Below are 19,935 nucleotides of genomic sequence, written 5' to 3' on the forward strand. Positions count from 1 at the left end.
ACACAAAAAAAAGATCATCGTTGTGGGTTAAATTGACTCATTTACCCGTTTTAATGAGGATTACCTTCTAGGTGTGGCAAGGGTTTCAACCATTGCTGCCCAAAAAAGCACAGAATAACCCAATATGAAATTCAGCAAAATCGCTGTAACCATTGTAACATCGTTGTTAAATAAAAATCTTTCTCAATTAATTTTTAAGAATTTATAAATATTGCGGAATGTTAATTTAAATATTCTCAAGTTTTTGGAGTCAATCAATAATTTTTGCTTATCTTTGTCGAACATTGGGTTAGAAGTCAGGAGTCGGGAGATAGGGTGATAGGGTGATAGGGTGTTGGGGTGTTGGGGTGTTAGGGTTTTAGTTGAAATTCCCCCACTTCCCCACTTCCCCACTTCCCCACACCCCACTTCCCCAATGCCCAATCAAGGTTGGATTTATCGAGATAAAATTAGCAAAAATCAGGACGGATTAAGCTTATTAGCTTACTATACGGGCAAATATTGCCATTCTAGCCCAGAAGAATGGCTCGATCGCATTTTATCAGGAGCAATTCTAGTCAACGGTCGTCCCGCTTGCCCCGATACAGTCTTGGAAATCGGGCAGCAATTGACCTATCAGCGCCCGCCTTGGACAGAACCGGATGTGCCGCTCTTTTTTGAGGTACTCTACGAGGATGCCGAGGTGTTAGTGGTGGCGAAACCTTCGGGATTACCGGTGTTAGCGGGGGGTGGATTTCTCGAACATACTCTTATCCATCTGGTACATCAGCATTATCCCGATATCACTCCCTATCCAATTCATCGTCTTGGTCGCGGCACTTCGGGCATAGTCTTAATGGCTAAATCAAAGCCCGCTAGAGCTAAATTGAGTCAACAGATGCGGGAGGGGAAAATTACTAAAATATATCGAGCTTTAGTGGTTCAGGGCGACATACCAGATAATTTTACTATTAATCAAGCGATCGGGAAAATCGCCCATCCCATTTTAGGCCATGTTTACGGTGCGCTCACAGATGGGTTATCGGCCCGCAGTGATGGTCGAGTCTTAAAAAAACATCCCGATAGTACCCTATTAGAAGTAAGAATTTTTACGGGCAGACCCCATCAAATTCGCATTCATCTGGCCTTTTTTGGCTATCCTTTAATCGGTGATCCATTGTATGGTCTGGGGGGATTACCGCGGCCGGATGCAGTACCGGGAGATTGTGGTTATTATCTCCATGCCAATCAAATCGTTTTTAATCATCCCAGTACAGGCAGAACAATCCCTATTTCCTGTCAGCCGCCAGCAGAATTAGTGGATAGGGAAAATCTGGAAATCTAGCCATATTTTCACCCCCCCAAACCTGATCGCCAGCGATCACTAAAAGACCACTTCGGTAATCACACCCTCAATCGCCCCGAACCGAGAGCGAGAACCTAAGACAATTGGATACAATATTGTCAACAAGCATTAAGCGATTTAAACTATCGATCGAAGGTAAAAGTCCCGAAGTTATCGAAATCTAGGGGGAGACAAAAACAAGCATGGGTAGAGTAGTAGGCATTGATCTAGGGACAACTAACTCCGTCGTCGCCGTGATGGAAGGCGGAAAGCCAGTGGTCATCGCCAACTCGGAGGGCATGAGAACCACCCCTTCTGTGGTCGGTTTTAATAAAGATGGGGAGTTAGTGGTCGGTCAAATGGCCCGGCGACAAGGGGTACTCAATCCCCAAAACACCTACTATGGAGTCAAACGCTACATAGGTCGTCGCTACTCGGAATTAAACCCCGAATCGAAGCGCGTCCCCTACACCATCCGCCGGGATGAGATGGGCAATATCAAAATTAAATGCCCCCGTCTGCAAAAAGAATTCGCCCCCGAAGAAATTTCCGCCCTAATTTTACGCCGATTAGCCGAAGAGGCCAGCCGTTATCTGGGGGAAGAAGTTACCGGGGCCGTAATCACCGTCCCTGCCTATTTTAATGACTCCCAACGTCAAGCCACCCGGGATGCGGGCCGAATTGCGGGGTTAGAAGTGCTGCGGATTCTCAACGAACCCACCGCCGCCGCCCTGGCCTACGGTCTCGATGAACAGGAAAGCAAGAAAATCCTCGTTTTTGACCTGGGAGGCGGTACTTTTGATGTTTCTATCTTGGAAGTGGGTGACGGCGTTTTTGAGGTGAAAGCCACCAGTGGCGACACCCAATTAGGCGGAAATGATTTCGATAAAAGAATCGTCGATTGGTTAGCCAATCAGTTTTTGGAACAGGAAGGCGTGGAGCTGCGCCAAGACCGGCAAGCCCTACAAAGACTCACAGAAGCGGCAGAAAAAGCCAAAATAGAACTGTCTGGGGTCAGCGTCACCGATATTAATCTGCCCTTTATCATCGCCACGGAAGACGGACCCAAACACATCGAAACTCGCCTGAGTCGGTCCCAATTTGAGGAATTATGCGGCGATTTAATCAGTCGTCTCAGTCGTCCTCTCAAACGCGCCCTTTCTGATGCCGGTTTGTCCCCCGTCCAACTAGACGAAGTGGTACTGGTGGGCGGCGGCACGCGGATGCCGGTGGTTAAGGATTTGGTGCGGAGTTTTATCGATAGGGAACCCAATCAAAATGTTAACCCTGATGAGGTTGTAGCGGTCGGGGCGGCTATTCAAGCGGGAATTTTGGGCGGCGAGGTCAAAGACGTGCTGCTCCTCGATGTTACCCCTTTATCCTTGGGTTTAGAAACCATCGGCGGTGTGATGAAAAAGTTAATCCCCCGCAATACCACTATTCCCGTCCGCAGAGCTGACCTTTTTTCCACTTCCGAAAATAATCAAACTGTGGTGGAAATCCACGTTTTGCAGGGGGAAAGGGAAATGGCCAGCGATAATAAATCCCTGGGACGTTTTAAATTAACCGGTATCCCCCCCGCACCCCGGGGTATTCCGCAAGTGCAGGTGTCCCTCGATATAGATGCTAACGGTATTCTACAAGTCACCGCTAGGGATAAAATGACCGGACGGGAGCAAAGTGTCACCATTCAAGGCGCTTCTACCCTCAGCGAAGGGGAAATTAACCGCATGATCGGCGATGCTGCCCGATTTGCCCAAGCAGATCGTACCCGTCGCGAAAAGGTCGATAAACGCAATCGCGCCCGCTCTCTGGTGGATCAAGCCCAACGACGCTTAAAAGATGTTACTCTCGATTTTGGTAATGAGTTTACCCGTTCCTATCGTCGTCAAATTGAGTCTTTGAGTACGGAAATTATCGACGCTTTGGAGAAAAATGATGACCGTCGCATTGATCGCGCCCAGGCCGATCTACAGGATGTTATCTATGAATTAAATCGCGAGGTACGGCTACAATACGACGAGGAAGATGAGGGCTTTTTTAGCGCTATTCGCAAGACTTTTACCGGGGATAAGGAAGATGATCTTCCCTCCGAACCGCGCCGCGATCGTTATCGCCAGGATTATCGTCCCAGTACACCGGGTTATCAAAGTGATTATCGACCCAATTATTCGGCTAATCAAGATAGTTATCGCCCCCGCAATCAGGACAATTACTACAATGGCCGCGATAGCGATTGGCAAAGTCCCCCCCGTTCGGAGGAAAAAAGTTATAACAATAGTAAAAGTAACCGCAGCGGCGGCAATCGTTCCCGCAATGTTCCCCCCCAAAATAACTGGGATGATGACGATGATGATTGGTTTTAATCAGTGATCAGTAAACAGTAAACAGTAAACAGTAATCAGTAAAAAGACAGTGGGAAACTACTATTTAATACTGCTCGCTTAATACATACTGCTCACTTAGAACTCAAATCTGATAACTGATAACTGATAACTGATGACTGATAACTGATGACCGATAACTGATGACTGATAACTGAATATATGCCACAATTAGTTGATTATTATGATGTTTTAGGAGTATCTCGCACGGCTACCGGTGACGAGATCAAAAAGGCTTTTCGACGACTGGCGCGTCAATATCATCCTGATGTTAATCCGGGGGATAAATCGGCCGAAGAAAAGTTTAAAGATATTAATGAAGCTTACGATGTTCTCTCCGATGAAGAAAAACGGGTTGAGTATAATCGTTCCTTGACGGGGATTAAGCGCCGCGGGATACGTCCGGGGGAAAAAGCGAATAGTAACGGTAATGGAAAAATCCCCCGTACAGAACAGGATTTATGGAAGTTTAGAGATTTTAATAACCTTAATACTAAGCGCGCTAAAATTGCCTCCTCTCCCCGTTTAACTCGTCGAGATGTGGAGGCGAAATTGACTTTACCTTTGGAGAAAGCTTATCAAGGTGGCAGACAAAGAATTCGTCTGGAAGATGGTAGATCAATAGAGGTTGATATGCCGGCAGCCATGATCGATGGGCAGAAAATTCGTCTCAAAGGTCAGGGTATTGAAGGGGGGGATTTATATTTAAAAATAACTATCGCTAGGCATCCTTTTTTTAGGATTCAAGGTTCTGATATTGTCTGTCAAGTACCGATTACTCCTAGCGAGGCAATTGTGGGCGGTTTTGTGGAAATTCCTACCATTGACGGTTTAGTTAAAATGATGATTCCTAAGGGATTAAAAAGTGGTCAAAGATTACGTTTGGCTAACAAAGGTTATCCCACTTCCCAAGGAGAAAGGGGCGATCAATTAGTGGAAATTCTATTAGTTAATCCTCCCAATCCTAGCCCAGAAGAATTAGAACTTTATCAAAAAATACGGGCGATCGAAACTTTTAATCCTCGTCAAGGTTTATAAAGATTATGCTAGGTGGGTTACGGCAAATTTGAAATTTTTTGTCAAAAACATAACTTGTCCTCGCCTAACCCACCCTACACCTTAATCCCGCTTGATTATGACCAATATAATTGACACAATTAAACCTTTTTATCCTCTAGCTTTCAAGGCTATTCGGGGCAATTTAGAGGGAACACAAAAACAATTATTAAATACTCTGCAAAAAATCGATCGCTCGCGAGGCGGATTTTGGGGACAATGGTTAATCTCACAATTATCAGAATCCCTCAGTTTTAGCGATTCTCGCCTATCTCAAAGCCTCTGGGGGTTAAATTTCCCCAATCCTGTCGGATTAGCGGCAGGATTCGATAAAGACGGTTTAGGGGCAGGACTTTGGCATAGTTTCGGCTTTGGTTTTGCCGAGGTGGGTGCTGTCACCCTAGAAGGGCAACCGGGCAACCCCCAACCGAGATTATTCCGTTTACCAGAAGATTTGGCTGGATTAAACCGTATGGGGGCAAATAACTGCGGTGCGCCAGTTCTAGCGGCAACCCTCCAACAATCTTGGCAACGACAACCCCGACAGATTCCCATCGGCATTAACCTCTGTAAATCGAAAAATACGCCCCTAGAAAAGGCCCCGGAGGACTATTTAGGCAGTTTTCGCTATTTATTCCCCCATGCTGATTATTTTGTCGTTAATGTTAGTTCTCCCAATACTCCCGGTTTACGTTCCCTGCAAAGTGGTGAACAACTCGATAAAATCCTCGACATTTTACAAACAGAAAATCAAGGCAGAAAACCCCTATTAGTGAAAATTTCTCCCGATTTAGAATGGGAAGATATCAGAACAATTATTGACTTAGCTGTCTCCTATCAATTAGCGGGAATTGTCGCTACTAATACCACCACTAAACGCACGGGATTAAAAACCACAATTCTGCCCGAAACTGGTAAACCAATCACGGAAGAAGCAGGGGGAATTAGTGGCAAACCTTTGCGGGAACGTTCCACGGAAGTGATCAGTTTTATCTATCGGCAAACCCAAGGCAATTTACCAATAATTGGAGTGGGAGGCATTTTTTCTCTCGATGATGCTTGGGAAAAAATTACCGCCGGTGCCAGTTTATTACAGATTTATACCGGTTGGTTATATCAGGGTCCTTGGCTAGTATCAAATATTTTACAAGGATTAACAGAAAAACTAGAGGTCAATGGGTTGACTAATATTAATCAAGCGGTGGGAATTAATAATAGACCTCTGGAAAAAATCAAAAATCTTCCCTTAGGGAAAGAGTCACGGGACAGTATTAAGGAGTCAGAATAAGCAAAAGAAAGACATTGTTTACTAGGCTCGATGATTAAATGACTATTGTTAATAGAAAGAATCTAGGTCGTGAGCATCCAGCTTTTTTACAATTGTTTGCATAAATATTAATAATTATGACAAAGCATCAGTTCTTAAAGAGTTTTTATTCTGGGCTTATCAATCCCTTAATAAAAGCCTTCTAATCTCAAGAGAGAACGTTTTGTTTCCTTGAGATTAGAGGAATAAAAAATTAATGATTGCTTCACATTCTAACCGCAAAAATGTTCTAGCGGCAACTCTGCTAACAGTGGGAATTTCCCTGATAAACGTACCGACGGTTTTAGCGCAAGCTCATACTAATACAGGCGGACCGCAGGTGACAGGATTGAATGGTTATAAATATACGCCCCTATTTACAGTGGGTGAAACCATCAACAATTACACTCCCATCGGTATTCTTGATGGAATTGGCGTTATCGATCTAGGAAATGGGACGATTCGTGCCTTGGTCAACCACGAAGTTAGAAATAACCAGGGAGCCTCTTATACCCTGAATCCGGGTACTGCTAACCAGCTTTCCGTGAGAGGAGCAAGAATCAGTTACTTTGACATCGACACCAGTAGTCGTCAAATTATCGGTTCTGGATTAGCCTTCGATAAAATCTACGATCGCTCTTACAATCTAATCACCAGTACCAGTCAATTTGAACTCGCTCCCACCATTGGAGGTTTAGATCGTTTTTGTTCTGGTGCCGCTTTCGGTCGTTATTCCTTCGGTCAAGGGATCGGTTTTGAAGATAATATCTACTTTGCTGGAGAAGAAACCAGCAACGGGACTCAATGGGTTCTCGATCCTAGCAATTTCGATATCTGGGCTGCCCCAGAAATGGGTCGCGGTGCTTGGGAAAATTGGACAGAAATTGATACAGGTAGAAGTGATCGCATTGCGATGATCGGGGGTGATGATACCGAGTCCGCGCCTCTCTATCTCTACATTGGGGAGAAAAACGGGGTCGGAGATGGTAGTTTTCTCGATCGCAATGGTCTCAAACAGGGCAAACTGTATGTTTGGGTAGGCGATGAAGGTGTGGATCCCCGGGACTTTGCCGGTACTGGTAACACCAGCGCTGGACGATGGGTAGAAGTGGTGAACGAGGGAAATGGGGTTGGTTTTCTCAACGGTTTTGCCACCGATAGCAATCTTCGCGCCCAAGCGGACGCTTTAGGAGCTTTTTCCTTCTCCCGTCCGGAAGATGTCTCGACTAATCCCAGTGATGGTTCCCAAATTGTTCTTGCTTCCACCGGACGCAGTTCTTTATTCAATGGGGCCGATAGCTGGGGAACTGTTTATATCTTCGATAATAATCTGGTTTTCGATCAAAACGGCAATCTCGACACCGCTGCTTCTAGCGTCAGCGCTCGCATTCTCTACGATGGTAATGATGCGGGTGGCGGTCAATTTAGCGGTCCCGATTTTGGGGTGAGAAGTCCCGATAACCTCGATTGGTCCGATGACGGTACTATCTATATCCAAGAAGACCGTTCTTTCTCTGATTTCGGTCAACCCTCTGGAGAAGAAGCCTCGATTTGGCGACTTGATGCCACCACTGGACGAGCGACACGAGTAGGTCAGATCGATCGTAGTGCTAGTTTACCAGGTGGTCAAACCGACAGCAGCCCCAATGATTTAGGTAACTGGGAAACTTCGGGGATTTTGGATATTACTGAATTCTTTCCCAGCGCTCGACCAGGAGAAAAAATTCTGATTCTCGACGTGCAGGCCCACAGTGTGCGAAATGGCAGCATCGGCGGTCCTAATAATCTTGTCGAAGGTGGTCAATTAGGTTTATTAACTGTCCAAACCCCGGAACCGACTCTCCTCTTTGGTTTAGGTTTCTTTGGTTTATCTGCCTTGGCATTAAAACGGAAACAAGGCTAAAACGATAATTTCTTGTATTTTAGGGGGTTGAAAAAATTCAGCCCCTATTTTTTATCGTTTTTGGCTCTCTTGGACATTGGGTGAAAAATGTTCACAATGTCACATTATGGGCGCAAGCTTTGCGTCCCTACTGCCGCGCGTGGTATGATTTGTAGGGGTGTATAGCGTACGCCTTTTCTTCGATAAGATTTGCTGATCACCATAACTCCAAGAGAGCCTCATTTTTCATAATACCTCTTGCGTAATTAATTTTTTAGGGTTCAAAAACGGCAAAAATAAGGATTAAATTGCATAAAATCTGTAAATAGGGTCTGCTGAATAATGGTAAAACCCTTTTAAAATAAAGCTTTTGACCTGTTAAAGTCCGATGTTAGTGCAAGAAAATAGGATTGACAAAGCCTGAAACTCCTGACTCCTGACTCCTGACTCCTGACTCCTACCACCACCGAAAAACTTTTTCAGCAGACCCTACTTAGTAATCAGAAATTCATCAAGAATCAAAGATTCTATGATTCTATTTTGTCTATCTCATGTCCAGTTTCATGATAAAATTAGCCTTTTATGGTCTTCATATCAACAATATTTGATCATTCTAAGCTGTACTGTATTTAAACTGCGTATTGGATATTTTAGTACAAAAGAGCAAACTACCTCCCCCCGCTCCCCTACAGTCTTAACGAGTAAATTAGATAGTCAACAGCTTAGTACCTCCAGAAGCTATAATAATAATTAAAGCTTACTAAAGATTAACCAATTCTCTAGAAACTACAACCAGAGACAAATCGATCGCCAAGTATTGAACTTTTTAACCAAACCACAATTCTATGTCAAAAAAATCATTTTTACCCGGTTGTTTAGTCGTCTTAGGACTAACAGCAGTAACCGCAGGAGGTGTCTATCTTTATCTACGAGGACAACTACCTTGGCAAAGATTCACCCCCTTAGAATCGGCAAAAGTTATCCCAGAAACTGCCTTTGCTAGTAGTTTTGTCTCCACGGATGCAAAAGCTTGGTCAGTGTTAGCTAAATATGGTACACCTGAATCACGAACTGCGGTTAGTCAAGGACTAGAAGAATTACAAAAAAATATCTTCACCGATAAGATTGATTATCAACGGGATATCGAACCTTGGATCGGTAGTATCAGCTTTGCTTTTCTTCCGGCAACTAAACCGGGGGAATCGGGAATCTTAACAGTTATCGGGATCAAAGATAAAATTAAAGCGTCGGAATTCGAGAAAAAACTAGGACAACAAGTTAATCGCAAAACTAGCACCAGTGACTACAAAGATATTAAAATTACTGCTATAGATTGGCAGGATAACACCACCATTTATACTGCCGTTGCGGGGGATTTTTTGTTGATATCCTACGATAAAAAGGTGTTAGAATCGGCGATCGATACCTACCGAGGACAGCCATCTTTTAGCAGTAAACCAGAAGTGAGAAAACTGCTTTCCCAATCCCTCAACCTACCCAATACCCTAGCGACAATTTATATCGATGATTATGCCGGCATCTTGGGAGCAGATGCTAATTTATCCCCCCAAAGTCGGCAAGAATTAGCAAAAATTCAAGATATTGTCGCGGGAGTGGGTGTCACCGATACGGGATTACAATTACAAATGGTGGCTAAACTTGCTCCTGAAACTATTTCTACCCTACCTTCCCCTAGCAGAAATCAAGTTTTAAATTATTTCCCCGGAGATACCATCGCAGTCTGGAGCGGTAATAATCTTAAACAGGGATGGGAAGAAGTAGAAAAACAGTCCCAAACTAACCCAGAATTACAAGTTTTTCTGCGTCAGATCCGTGAGAATTTTCAGATGGCAACCCTTGACGCGGATAAAGAAGTTTTTAACTGGATGGATCGAGAATTTGCCTTTGGAATTATCCCCAACCAGCAAGCGGTGGGAGGGTTAGGTTTTGGGGGAATGATGATCTGGCAAACCGGCGATCATAAAGCGGCAAAAACTACCATCGAGAAGTTAAATCAATTGGTAAAAACTGTTCCTGTTATCACCATAAAAAACAGTCAAATTTCCGGTGAAGATGTGACTGAATGGAAAGCGGAAGAACAAGCGATTTTAACCTATGCTTGGCCTAATAATGATACCTTAAAAATGACCGTCGGAATTCCCTATCAACCCCAACCGAATCAACCGATTAGCCAAAGTGAGAATTTCCGAGTATCTACCGCTAATCTACCCAAGAATAATCTCGGTTATTTCTTCATCGATGTGGAGCAAATTATCGCTAAAGCGGGAGGAATTAATAATCTTCCTGCCACGGAATTAACCCCGGAAACAAAAGCCTTTTTAGAATCGGTACGCGGGATCGGAATTACTGCCACTATGCCTGATAAAACCACCAGTAAAATTGATGTTTTATTTTCCCTGAAACAAACTCCCTAAAAAGTAACCGACTAGATAAAGCGATCCACAGAGAATTATCTGACTATCGGCAGATTCTTGGATGGCTTTTTTTAGTCCTAAAAATACATCGGAACAAGTCTCTAGGTGAGATAATTTTGGACAAATTGAAGCCGCTAATTCCGCTAATGTTTCAGGATTGGCACTGCTATGATCTGGCACAGGAACTAAATATAAACTATCGCCTTTTCTTAATAAAGCTTGGAATATTTCCTGATGATCTTTGGTCGATAAAATTCCCATCACCCAGATAATTTTTGGGGCTTTTAAACTATCTATATACTGCCTTAAACCAATAGCAGCAGCAGGATTATGAGCGCCATCTATTAAGATTTCTCGCTGACACCAATTAACGGTTTGTAACCGTCCTAACCAGCGAGTTTTTGCCATTCCTTCTTGCACGACTTCATCGCTAATTTGCCAACCTTGCTGACGTAAAATATTAACAACAGCGATCGCTAGAGCCGAATTAGTTAATTGAAAATCTCCCGCTAAGGATAAAGGATATTCTAACCCTTGATATTTAGCGCGATTATCGGCAATTTTCTCGGCAGCTTCTACCCATACCGTCGGACAATTTAACAGCTTGATTCTCTCCCTAACTACCCCCTGCGCTGATTCCGGTAATTGTCCGATAACTGCCGGACAATTCGCTTTTAATATCCCCGCTTTCTCCCCGGCAATATCCGCAACCGTGGGACCTAAATTTTGCCAATGTTCCCGACTAATAGAAGTGATGACAGTAACTAAAGGTTGAGCGCAGACATTAGTCGCATCTAATCTTCCTCCTAAACCCACTTCCATCACGGCAATATCCACCTTTTCCTGAGCAAAATACAGCCAAGCAGCGGCAGTAATTACCTCAAATTGAGTAGGACTTTCCTGCTGGGGATCGATACGCGATTGTATATACTTAAGCAGGTTTTCTAAAGTCGCAGTTTCAATATTTTCGCCATTAATAGAGATTCTTTCCGTCCAATCAATTAAATGGGGAGAAATATAACGTCCGACTTTGTAACCAGCAGTGCTGAGAATAGAGGATAGATAGGCACAAACTGAACCTTTGCCATTAGTTCCCGTGACATGAATAATCGGAATTTTATCTTGGGGATTGCCTAAAATCTCCAGCAGATTTTTTATTCTTTCTAAACCGAGATTGACACCAAAACGCTGAAAAGGTTGCAGTAAAGAATCGATAGTCATGGTCGGTAAACTATAAATAAAGGAATCCGGGTAGGAGCATCGATCCTACCCGCACGGATGACCCTTTCTGTGGGTAGTAATGTCTAAAGTTTGACTAAAATGCTCGGTTCTTTTTGGATCGGTAAAACATCAAGAGAGTCAATATTAGCGCAGTATTTTAAATCTTCTTGACAGTGGAGACGCAAAAGGCGCTGACCGTGACTACAACTGTGGAACATTCCTAAAAGATCATTTTGCCATTGACGATAAAGAGCGATCGAGGCAATAACCTCATCATTCCCGATCGCCATTTGCCCCGATTGTTCTTGTAGCGCATCGGCGATCGCTCCAGCACAGGCCGTATCTTCCAGAGAATAACCCCCTTCCCAACCAGAGCCAACAATCCAGACGGTATCGGGCTGCTTATCCAATAGGTAATTAACGGCAGCTTGCCGATTAATCATGGCCGCAGTGATCACGATCGGGGATTCTTCCACTCTTTGCAGAGCGCGAGTGCCGTTAGTGGTGCTGATAAACAGACGACGACCTTTCATTAAATCAGGGGTACAATCGAGGGGAGAATTGCCCAGATCGCAGCCTTCCACTTTCGCGCCACCTCTTTCTCCTGCCCGGAGACGTTTTTCCGGTTGCCAGCTATCACTCACCTGCATCAGGGTTTTCAGATCGCTAAAAGTTTGCACTGCTTCCGCACCGGCATTGAGGGCAGTGGCGATCGTGGTTGTCGCTCTTAAAACATCGATAACGACGGCGCAATCGGGTAGAGTATGGACGGGGGTAAGTTCGGGAGTATGATAAATGAAAACCTGCACGAGTTATACCAAGTAAAAAGTAAAAGGGGAAATAAGCTCAACATACCGCCGCTCGGCGTCGCGCTGGCAGAAGAAAGACAAGGCCGATTTTATCACGATGGATGTCAGCTAGTTAAGCTGTTCGTCATTCAAATTGCTGGTGGAGATCAGGCAAGGGGGGGCTAATCTCAGAATAAGCGGTTTAAATACGTCTTAGCTTATCACTTGAAATGCCCACGCGGATCACAAAATTGGCCAATTGTCAATAGGGTTTGAGCTGCTCTCACCCTGTCGCTCGTCATGACGAAATGTTATAATTAACAATTATTATGCCTGCTAACTTCAAAATTCATGTCTGCTAAAGATCGTTTTCATGGTGCAGTGAGAAAAGGATTAGAAAAAGAGGGTTGGATCATTACGGATGACCCTTTAAGGATTGAAGTGGGTGATGTAGAAATGTATGTCGATTTAGGAGCAGAGCAACTGATAGCCGCAGAAAAAGACAATGAAAAGATAGCCGTTGAAATTAAAAGTTTTATCGGTAAATCCAGTATTTCAGAATTTCATACTGCTATTGGACAATTCTTTAATTATCGTGTTGCTTTAGAAGAAAAAGAACCTAAAAGACAGTTATATTTAGCTGTTCCCTTAGATATTTATTATAGTTTTTTTGAATTGCGATTTATTCAAACTGTCGTTAAACGATTTCAAATTTACCTGATTATTTATGATCCGATTGGGGAGGTAATTGTCGAATGGAAAAATTAGAACAATATCGTCACTATGTCAAGCAAGTCATTACTGAATATTCTCAGCTAGGTTCATCTAAAGATCCGATTGAACAACAATTGATTTTTGATACAGTTGGCGATCACTATCAATTGATGTATGTTGGCTGGAAAAATAGACGAAGATATCATGGTTGTGTTTTGCATCTCGATATTAAAAAGGGTAAAATCTGGATACAACATGATGGCACTGAGGTAGGAATTGCCAATGAATTAGTTAATTTAGGCGTTCCTAAAGAAGATATTGTTTTAGCCTTTCATGAACCCCTAGTCAGAGAATATACAGGGTTTGCGGTGGGTTAATCTTAATCCGAGAAAAGCGCCAAACTCACCTAACCTAATCATAGCTTAGGCGACAAACAAGATCGGCAAGAGATTTCCATTTTTTTACCTTGCTGATCTCTGTATTTCTTTGTTAACAAAACTTAACAATTATCGGCAAAATTTTGCTTGCTTTTGTCGGCAGATTTTGAGATAATATTTTTAAAAGATTTTATTCATAATGGGAATCTGTGCGTTTTTAAAAATTTTGCACGGATTTCCATTATAAGAAAAGCATAGCGCAAGCCGCCGGCAAAGTCAAGTCTTTTCCCATTAATTAGGGAAGGTTTTTGAGCCACTAGCTTGAAAATCTTGCAGCTGCTTGGCCAAACAGGCCGCCAAACCCCTTACCTCGTCTATATTTTACATTTATTCAGCCAACCCTACCTAAATCTCTGCTGAAGGTGGAGAGCAAAGGCTGTTTTAAACTAATGCTTTACTGCGATCGTTAGAAGTATCCCCAAAAATTGCCCCTCGTCGAATCAAATCCTGTTTTTGTTCGGGAGTGATACCCGTTGCATTGGTAAAGATAGCGTTTTCAACTTCCGCCCCACTCAGGAAAGCCCCACTCAGGTCAGCTATCCACAGGTTAGCCCCACTCAGGAAAGCCCCACTCAGGTCAGCATCACTCAGGTTAGCCTTACTCAGGTTAGCCTTACTCAGGTTAGCCCCACTCAGGAAAGCCCCACTCAGGTTAGCCTTACTCAGGTTAGCCCCACTCAGGTTAGCCTTACTCAGGTTAGCCCCTCTCAGGTCAGCCCCTCTCAGGTCAGCCCCAATCAGGTTAGCCTTACTCAGGTTAGCCCCTCTCAGGTCAGCCCCAATCAGGTTAGCCCCTCTCAGGTTAGCCCCAATCAGGTTAGCCACACTCAGGTCAGCCCCAATCAGGTCAGCCCCAATCAGGTTAGCCCCACTCAGGTTAGCCCCACTCAGGTTAGCCCCCATCAGGATAGCCCCACTCAGGTTAGCCCCAATCAGGTTAGCCCCAATCAGGTTAGCCACACTCAGGTCAGCCCCAATCAGGTTAGCCACACTCAGGTCAGCCCCAATCAGGTTAGCCACACTCAGGTCAGCCCCTCTCAGGTTAGCCCCACTCAGGTTAGCCCCAATCAGGTTAGCCTTAATCAGGATAGCCCCTCTCAGGTCAGCCCCACTCAGGTCAGCCCCACTCAGGTTAGCCTCTCTCAGGTCAGCATCACTCAGGTTAGCCTCTCTCAGGTTAATCCTTCTAAATCTTCTTATAATGCGCTGGAGGAAGTTAGGTTTTTTAATAGATTCAATTAGTTTATTGTTAATTTCTTTAGATGCTTCATTTATACTTACTGTCTTGACAATCAAGGGGTTTGCTGACGATTCTTCTGCCAGTTGCTTTGGTGATTCTGCTAAATTTTGTCCTATGATAGTAGATTTTAAATAGGTTATCTCATCTGCATTAACATCACCTGCTATGGTAAAAGCTAAACAATTATCTTCGGTAAATTGAACATTTTCAATTGTAATATCTCCCGAAATTTTGTTTAATTTACCCGATTTGAATAGGGATTCAATTTTTTCTAAACTTTTTTGAGAACCCTTGAGAGTTAATTTGATGCTACCTTTTTCTACGTCAGTTATTGTTATTTCCTGATCATCAGTTATTTTTCTTAAAAGTTCTAATAGCGTTAATATCTGTTTCTTTTTATTTTCAGAAGCAGTAAAAACCACAGCACCAGAGAATTTCCCATCATGATTTGTGTTTTTTTGATTACATTCTGGTTGTAATTTCCATCGACTTAAAGCAGTAATCAGATTCTTACTTCCAATCTTTTCACCTGTTTGCTCTGACAAGATTTTAAATAAACTAGAAGCTGCATTCTTGATTGACTGTTCTTCTTGTCCAATTTCTTCCGTTAGATCAGCATATTTTTTATCCTCAAAAATACCTTTTAATATTTTTGTCTCCACGTCCGTTAATCCCTTGTTTGTATGCTTTTTTTTCAGATCATTAACCAGCATTTCTAATTCAAACCAAGAAAGGGTTTCAATTTCAGTCATTTTTAGTTCATTCATTATCATTATTTTTATAGGTAACAGGACTTAAGATTACTTTTCAGTACCCTGTCAGGTTACTTGAGAGTACCTAAAACAAGTACCATTTTCAGGACTTTTGAGTAACGACAAATAATCAGAATTTTTTTAATCTAAAGATAGTTCACCTCCTAAATAAAAGGATTGATGATTATGTATAAATATTGGTTAAAGTACAGAGAAGACCTTGTCAGTCTTGCCAAAATTATCAGCACGATAATTGCGATCGCATCATTTTTAGGCTTCTCTTTGCCAGAGAAATTTCCACCTACCCCCTGCCAACCGACGGCAATTGTTGAAACCACGGAAGTTAGCACTAACAATTAGTCAAAGCGCAAAATTCGCCTAACCTAATCATAGGTTAACCGACAATCAAGCAGACAAACAAGATCGGCAAGAGATTTCCATTTTTTTACCTTGCTGATCTCTGCATTTCTTGATTAACAAAACTTAACAATTAGGGGCGAAATTTTGCTTGCTTTTGTCGGGAGATTTTGAGATAATATTTTTAAAAGATTTTATTCACAATGGTAATCTGTGCGTTTTAAAAAATTTTGCACAGATTCCCATTATAAGAAAAGCATAGCGCAAGTCGCCGGCAAAGTCAAGTCCTTTCCCATTACTTATGGGTGCGAATTTCCCGGAATCAAAAAAGGGGGTTAGTGGGGAGTCAGACCAAATATAGGTTACACTTCATCTTTAAATGAGAAACGCTGTCATTCTTTGTAGGGAATATGACTAGACAAACCGCTAATCTCGGACAAACAGGAATTTCCGTCAGTGCCTTAGGAATTGGGACTTGGGCATGGGGAGATAAACTATTCTGGAACTATGGCAAGGAATACGGAGCTAGTCAGGTAGAAGCGGCCTTTAAAGCGGCAGTAGAGGCAGGAATCACCTTTTTTGACACTGCCGAAGTCTATGGACTGGGGGAATCGGAACGACTCTTAGGAAAATTTACTCAAGAGACTGATATTCCCATCGATATTGCCAGTAAGTTTGCCCCCGTACCGTGGCGATTTGGGGCGAATGCCGTTCATAATGCCATTACAGAGAGCTTAAACCGTCTAAAAACCGATAAAATTACCCTTTACCAAGTACATTGGCCCTTCACCTTCCTGATTAGCCAAGAAACCCTAATGAATGCCCTAGCTGAAGAAGTAAAACGAGGCCGTATTGCTGCAGTGGGTGTAAGTAATTATTCCGCCGAGCAAATGCGTCAAGCAAGCCAGATTTTGGCGAAAAAAGAGGTTCCCTTAGCGGTCAATCAGGTGCAGTATTCGCTTTTGTATCGCAAAATAGAAACTAAGGCAATTTTAGCCACAGCCAAGGAATTAGGTGTCACCATCCTTGCCTACAGCCCCCTCGCTCAAGGACTACTGACGGGTAAATATAGCCCAGAAAGCCAGAATTTGCCCGATGGAGCCAGAAAAGTTGACTCGCGGTTCAAAAAAGAAGGTTTGGAGAAAATAGCCCCAATTTTAAGGGTACTGCAAGAATTGGGCGCAAAATACCAAAAAACCCCCGCACAAGTGGCCCTCAATTGGTTAATCGCCCAAGGGGATGTGATTCCCATTCCGGGGGCAAAAACTGCGGCCCAAGCGAGGGAAAATGCTGGGGCGTTAGGATGGAGTTTAGAAGCGCGAGAGGTGACGCAATTAGAACAGATGAGCCGACCTTGGCTGTAAAAATCAAAACTTTTGATTTTCGATCACCATTCTGGAAAAAGTCTCTAACTTTTTGGTGATCAAGATCAAAACAGGCTACAATCTTTAGATACTACTGTACTACTTAAGAAAACTGGGACAAAATTAATGGCGACAACGACAAGTAATCCTGATCGAGATAAAGCCTTAGGCTTAGTCTTAAATCAAATCGAGCGCAACTTTGGCAAAGGTTCGATTATGCGTTTGGGAGACGCGACCCGGATGCGGGTAGAAACCGTGCCTAGTGGTGCTTTAACCCTAGATATGGCTTTGGGTGGCGGCCTACCGAAAGGCCGCATCGTCGAAATTTACGGGCCAGAAAGTTCTGGAAAAACCACTTTAGCCCTCCATGCGATCGCAGAAGTGCAGAAAGCTGGGGGAGTGGCAGCCTTTGTCGATGCGGAGCACGCTTTAGATCCCACCTATTCGGAAGATTTAGGGGTAGATATCAATAATTTACTGGTGGCACAACCGGATACAGGGGAGGCAGCCTTAGAAATAGTTGACCAGTTAGTGCGTTCTTCGGCCGTGGATATCGTTGTCATCGACTCGGTGGCCGCTTTAGTGCCGCGGGCGGAAATTGAAGGGGAAATGGGGGATAATCAGGTGGGTTTGCAGGCCCGTTTGATGAGTAAAGCCCTGCGAAAAATTGCCGGTAATATTGGTAAATCGGGTTGTGTGGTGATTTTCCTCAACCAACTGCGGCAAAAAATCGGTGTCACCTACGGCAATCCTGAAGTGACCACCGGGGGGACGGCCTTAAAATTTTATGCCTCGGTACGTTTAGATATCCGTCGCATTCAAACTTTGAAAAAAGGCACGGAAGGGGAATACGGAATTCGGGCTAAAGTTAAGGTGGCTAAAAATAAAGTCGCGCCTCCTTTCCGGATTGCTGAATTTGATATTATCTTCGGTAAAGGCATTTCCCAAGTGGGTTGTATGCTCGATATCGCCGAACAAACGAACGTAGTTACTCGTAAAGGGGCATGGTATAGCTATAATGGCGAAAATATTGCCCAGGGTCGCGATAATGCCGTTAAATATCTCGAAGAAAAGCCAGAAGTAGCGGCGGAAATTGAGAAGTTATTGCGGGATAAATTAGACATGGGTTCGGTTCCTTTCCCCACGGAACCGGCCGATGAGGACGACGAGGAAGATCTGGAGCCAGAAATCTAAAAGAAGACGGTTTTAAGTCTTGGTTATCCCCCGGTTTCGGGGGATTTTTTAGCTTCAGAATCGATAGATTTAGCGGCTTCTAACCATGATTGTAAACCTTTTTTAGTCGGTGTTCCTCTAGGGGTAAAAGTCCATAGATCTCGTTTATGTTGGGGTCCATAGCTGATATGAATCGGGCGATTAATTCCGTAAAAATAGAGAGAATCAAAGGGTAATTTTTGGGTTAAAATCCAATCGATCAGGCGATCGCTCGTTAAATCGATAATCCGAAAATCACAGGCTGCCCCCAATCGCTGACAATAATATTGACCTTTTTGATTAATTTCGTGGGCGCAATGTTGATCGCAACTGGGATCGATTCTACCGTTTTTTAAGCCAGTGATTGGGTCTTTTTTTTGGAGAAGTTTTCTCAGATCATTGGAACAAAATCCGTAGGTTAATTGGAATTTTTCTCGACCAAAGTTATCAATAATTGGATCGATAATAAAGTGAGCGAGATTTTGCCAAGCGGTTATCGTTTCAGGATTTTTTGGGTAGGGAGCGATTTGCGCTGCATACTTTTGATAGGTTTGGGAACAGGTAGATAATTCTTCTAAGGTTAAATATTTACCAATTAACATAATCAGTTATCAGTTTTTAGCTATATCCTATCACCCCATTTACCTATTTTGCCAAAGCTGCTTTTTTGCGACCATAATAAACAGCGATAAAAGCGCTGGCATACATCCATAAACTATAGACAATTGCGGGAATGGCTAGATCGGGATTCTTTAATAAACCGGCAGTGATAGCAATAGCTAAAGTGCCGCTTTGAATACCCACTTCAATTGCGATACAAATTCTTTGGGGAATAGTTAATTGAAATAAACGACCACTGAAAAAGCCAATTAGGGAAGCAATCGTATGTAAAATGATCACTGCGATGCCAGCTTGAGCAATGAATAGGGGCAAACGTTCCGATTCTCGGATTATTAATAAGCAGATAATAACTGCTAGAAAAATTACGGCTAAACGATTAGTTATCGGTTCCAGACTTTTGGCCAGTAAAGGGAAGTAATGGCGGATAGTCATACCGATAACCAGGGGTAAAACTATAATCAAAAATATCTGCGCCATAGTAGAACCAATGGGTAAGGAGATGGCGGCACTTTCACCCATAAAATGCTGTAAGCTCAAACTAGCTAAAAAAGGAATGGTGAAAATGGTGATGATGCTGCTAAAAGCGGTTAAAGTAACAGAAAGGGCCACATCTCCCTTAGCTAAATAGGTTAAAACATTGGAGGAAGGACCGCTGGGGCAAATGGCGACAATCATTAAACCGACGGCAATTTCTGGACGGAGAGGTAAGATAGAAGCAACGTTGACATCCTCACCGCCGTAAACGGACGGTGATTCCTCACCACGCCACCTTTTTAGAATGGTCGCTGAATGGGGTTGACGCTTCACGGGATGCTGCTTCTTTAACAGAAGTCTTACGCTTT

Annotated in this window: 16 protein-coding genes; 11 read left to right on the forward strand and 5 right to left on the reverse strand. The window is 43.3% G+C overall.

Annotation, left to right across the window (positions count from 1 at the left end; genetic code table 11):
• Positions 1-415 precede the first annotated feature (415 nt).
• The 6 genes from BGL89_RS04895 (at position 416) to BGL89_RS04920 (ending at position 10,387) form a co-directional block, all read left to right on the forward strand.
• On the forward strand, positions 416-1,324 hold the full coding sequence (locus BGL89_RS04895; protein ID WP_286824716.1) for an RluA family pseudouridine synthase: 909 nt from the start codon (positions 416-418) through the stop codon (positions 1,322-1,324).
• A 203-nt stretch (positions 1,325-1,527) separates the two neighbouring features.
• On the forward strand, positions 1,528-3,690 hold the full coding sequence (dnaK, locus tag BGL89_RS04900) for a molecular chaperone DnaK (RefSeq protein ID WP_286824717.1): 2,163 nt from the start codon (positions 1,528-1,530) through the stop codon (positions 3,688-3,690).
• 180 nt (positions 3,691-3,870) lie between these two features.
• Entirely contained in the window at positions 3,871-4,746 is an 876-nt protein-coding gene (locus tag BGL89_RS04905; RefSeq protein WP_286824718.1) for a J domain-containing protein, read from the forward strand.
• 97 nt (positions 4,747-4,843) lie between these two features.
• The gene (locus tag BGL89_RS04910; protein WP_286824719.1) at positions 4,844-6,052 is read left to right on the forward strand and encodes a quinone-dependent dihydroorotate dehydrogenase; all 1,209 of its coding nucleotides are present in this window, start codon (positions 4,844-4,846) and stop codon (positions 6,050-6,052) included.
• A 235-nt stretch (positions 6,053-6,287) separates the two neighbouring features.
• A complete protein-coding gene (locus tag BGL89_RS04915) occupies positions 6,288-7,973 on the forward strand; it encodes an alkaline phosphatase PhoX (protein ID WP_286824720.1) in 1,686 nt (561 codons plus the stop codon).
• Between the two features lie 824 nt (positions 7,974-8,797).
• Positions 8,798-10,387 (forward strand): DUF3352 domain-containing protein, encoded by a 1,590-nt coding sequence (locus tag BGL89_RS04920; RefSeq protein ID WP_286824721.1) that lies wholly within the window; start codon positions 8,798-8,800, stop codon positions 10,385-10,387.
• On the opposite strand, the gene BGL89_RS04925 is transcribed toward BGL89_RS04920, so the two are convergent.
• Both BGL89_RS04925 and BGL89_RS04930 read right to left on the reverse strand, forming a co-directional pair.
• Positions 10,361-11,608: a bifunctional folylpolyglutamate synthase/dihydrofolate synthase gene (locus BGL89_RS04925; RefSeq protein ID WP_286824722.1), complete on the reverse strand. Its 1,248-nt coding sequence runs from the start codon at positions 11,606-11,608 to the stop codon at positions 10,361-10,363. The two genes, BGL89_RS04920 and BGL89_RS04925, sit on opposite strands and share 27 nt — an antisense overlap.
• Before the next feature lie 83 nt (positions 11,609-11,691).
• Positions 11,692-12,417, reverse strand: a complete 726-nt coding sequence (locus tag BGL89_RS04930) for a 2-phosphosulfolactate phosphatase family protein (RefSeq protein WP_286824723.1) — start codon at positions 12,415-12,417, stop codon at positions 11,692-11,694.
• A 330-nt stretch (positions 12,418-12,747) separates the two neighbouring features.
• On the opposite strand from BGL89_RS04930, the gene BGL89_RS04935 reads away from it, so the two are divergent.
• Positions 12,748-13,164 (forward strand): XisH family protein, encoded by a 417-nt coding sequence (locus BGL89_RS04935; RefSeq protein ID WP_002751648.1) that lies wholly within the window; start codon positions 12,748-12,750, stop codon positions 13,162-13,164.
• Positions 13,152-13,487, forward strand: coding sequence for a XisI protein (locus BGL89_RS04940; RefSeq protein ID WP_286824724.1), 336 nt, complete (start codon positions 13,152-13,154; stop codon positions 13,485-13,487). The genes BGL89_RS04935 and BGL89_RS04940 overlap by 13 nt, the downstream gene beginning before the upstream one ends.
• 441 nt (positions 13,488-13,928) lie before the next feature.
• Here the strand turns inward: BGL89_RS04940 and BGL89_RS04945 are convergent, their stop codons facing one another.
• Positions 13,929-15,539 carry a pentapeptide repeat-containing protein gene (locus BGL89_RS04945; RefSeq protein ID WP_286824725.1) on the reverse strand — a complete coding sequence of 537 codons (1,611 nt, stop codon included), beginning with the start codon at positions 15,537-15,539 and terminating at the stop codon, positions 13,929-13,931.
• Between the two features lie 186 nt (positions 15,540-15,725).
• On the opposite strand from BGL89_RS04945, the gene BGL89_RS04950 reads away from it, so the two are divergent.
• From BGL89_RS04950 to recA, 3 genes are all read left to right on the forward strand, one after another.
• Complete coding sequence (locus tag BGL89_RS04950) at positions 15,726-15,899, forward strand: hypothetical protein (protein WP_286824726.1); 174 nt, start codon at positions 15,726-15,728, stop codon at positions 15,897-15,899.
• 407 nt (positions 15,900-16,306) lie between these two features.
• Positions 16,307-17,260, forward strand: coding sequence for an aldo/keto reductase (locus BGL89_RS04955; RefSeq protein WP_286824727.1), 954 nt, complete (start codon positions 16,307-16,309; stop codon positions 17,258-17,260).
• Between the two features lie 126 nt (positions 17,261-17,386).
• Complete coding sequence (gene recA, locus BGL89_RS04960; RefSeq protein WP_286824728.1) at positions 17,387-18,454, forward strand: recombinase RecA; 1,068 nt, start codon at positions 17,387-17,389, stop codon at positions 18,452-18,454.
• 23 nt (positions 18,455-18,477) lie between these two features.
• Here the strand turns inward: recA and BGL89_RS04965 are convergent, their stop codons facing one another.
• Together BGL89_RS04965 and BGL89_RS04970 are read right to left on the reverse strand one after the other, a co-directional pair.
• The gene (locus BGL89_RS04965; protein WP_286824729.1) at positions 18,478-19,074 is read right to left on the reverse strand and encodes a hypothetical protein; all 597 of its coding nucleotides are present in this window, start codon (positions 19,072-19,074) and stop codon (positions 18,478-18,480) included.
• A gap of 43 nt (positions 19,075-19,117) precedes the next feature.
• The coding region (locus BGL89_RS04970) for a bile acid:sodium symporter family protein (protein ID WP_286824730.1) at positions 19,118-19,935 on the reverse strand (818 nt) is incomplete at its 5' end.

The organism is Microcystis sp. LSC13-02, from assembly GCA_002282935.1.
Lineage (GTDB): Bacteria > Cyanobacteriota > Cyanobacteriia > Cyanobacteriales > Microcystaceae > Microcystis.

What these genes read in the sequence shown, in the direction of transcription:
- BGL89_RS04895 (WP_286824716.1), top strand. Translation starts at nt 416, where the DNA reads ATGCCCAATCAAGGTTGGATTTATCGAGATAAAATTAGCAAAAATCAG.
- dnaK (WP_286824717.1), top strand. Translation starts at nt 1,528, where the DNA reads ATGGGTAGAGTAGTAGGCATTGATCTAGGGACAACTAACTCCGTCGTC.
- BGL89_RS04905 (WP_286824718.1), top strand. Translation starts at nt 3,871, where the DNA reads ATGCCACAATTAGTTGATTATTATGATGTTTTAGGAGTATCTCGCACG.
- BGL89_RS04910 (WP_286824719.1), top strand. Translation starts at nt 4,844, where the DNA reads ATGACCAATATAATTGACACAATTAAACCTTTTTATCCTCTAGCTTTC.
- BGL89_RS04915 (WP_286824720.1), top strand. Translation starts at nt 6,288, where the DNA reads ATGATTGCTTCACATTCTAACCGCAAAAATGTTCTAGCGGCAACTCTG.
- BGL89_RS04920 (WP_286824721.1), top strand. Translation starts at nt 8,798, where the DNA reads ATGTCAAAAAAATCATTTTTACCCGGTTGTTTAGTCGTCTTAGGACTA.
- BGL89_RS04925 (WP_286824722.1), bottom strand. Translation starts at nt 11,608, where the DNA reads ATGACTATCGATTCTTTACTGCAACCTTTTCAGCGTTTTGGTGTCAAT.
- BGL89_RS04935 (WP_002751648.1), top strand. Translation starts at nt 12,748, where the DNA reads ATGTCTGCTAAAGATCGTTTTCATGGTGCAGTGAGAAAAGGATTAGAA.
- BGL89_RS04940 (WP_286824724.1), top strand. Translation starts at nt 13,152, where the DNA reads ATGGAAAAATTAGAACAATATCGTCACTATGTCAAGCAAGTCATTACT.
- BGL89_RS04945 (WP_286824725.1), bottom strand. Translation starts at nt 15,539, where the DNA reads ATGACTGAAATTGAAACCCTTTCTTGGTTTGAATTAGAAATGCTGGTT.
- BGL89_RS04950 (WP_286824726.1), top strand. Translation starts at nt 15,726, where the DNA reads ATGTATAAATATTGGTTAAAGTACAGAGAAGACCTTGTCAGTCTTGCC.
- BGL89_RS04955 (WP_286824727.1), top strand. Translation starts at nt 16,307, where the DNA reads ATGACTAGACAAACCGCTAATCTCGGACAAACAGGAATTTCCGTCAGT.
- recA (WP_286824728.1), top strand. Translation starts at nt 17,387, where the DNA reads ATGGCGACAACGACAAGTAATCCTGATCGAGATAAAGCCTTAGGCTTA.
- BGL89_RS04965 (WP_286824729.1), bottom strand. Translation starts at nt 19,074, where the DNA reads ATGTTAATTGGTAAATATTTAACCTTAGAAGAATTATCTACCTGTTCC.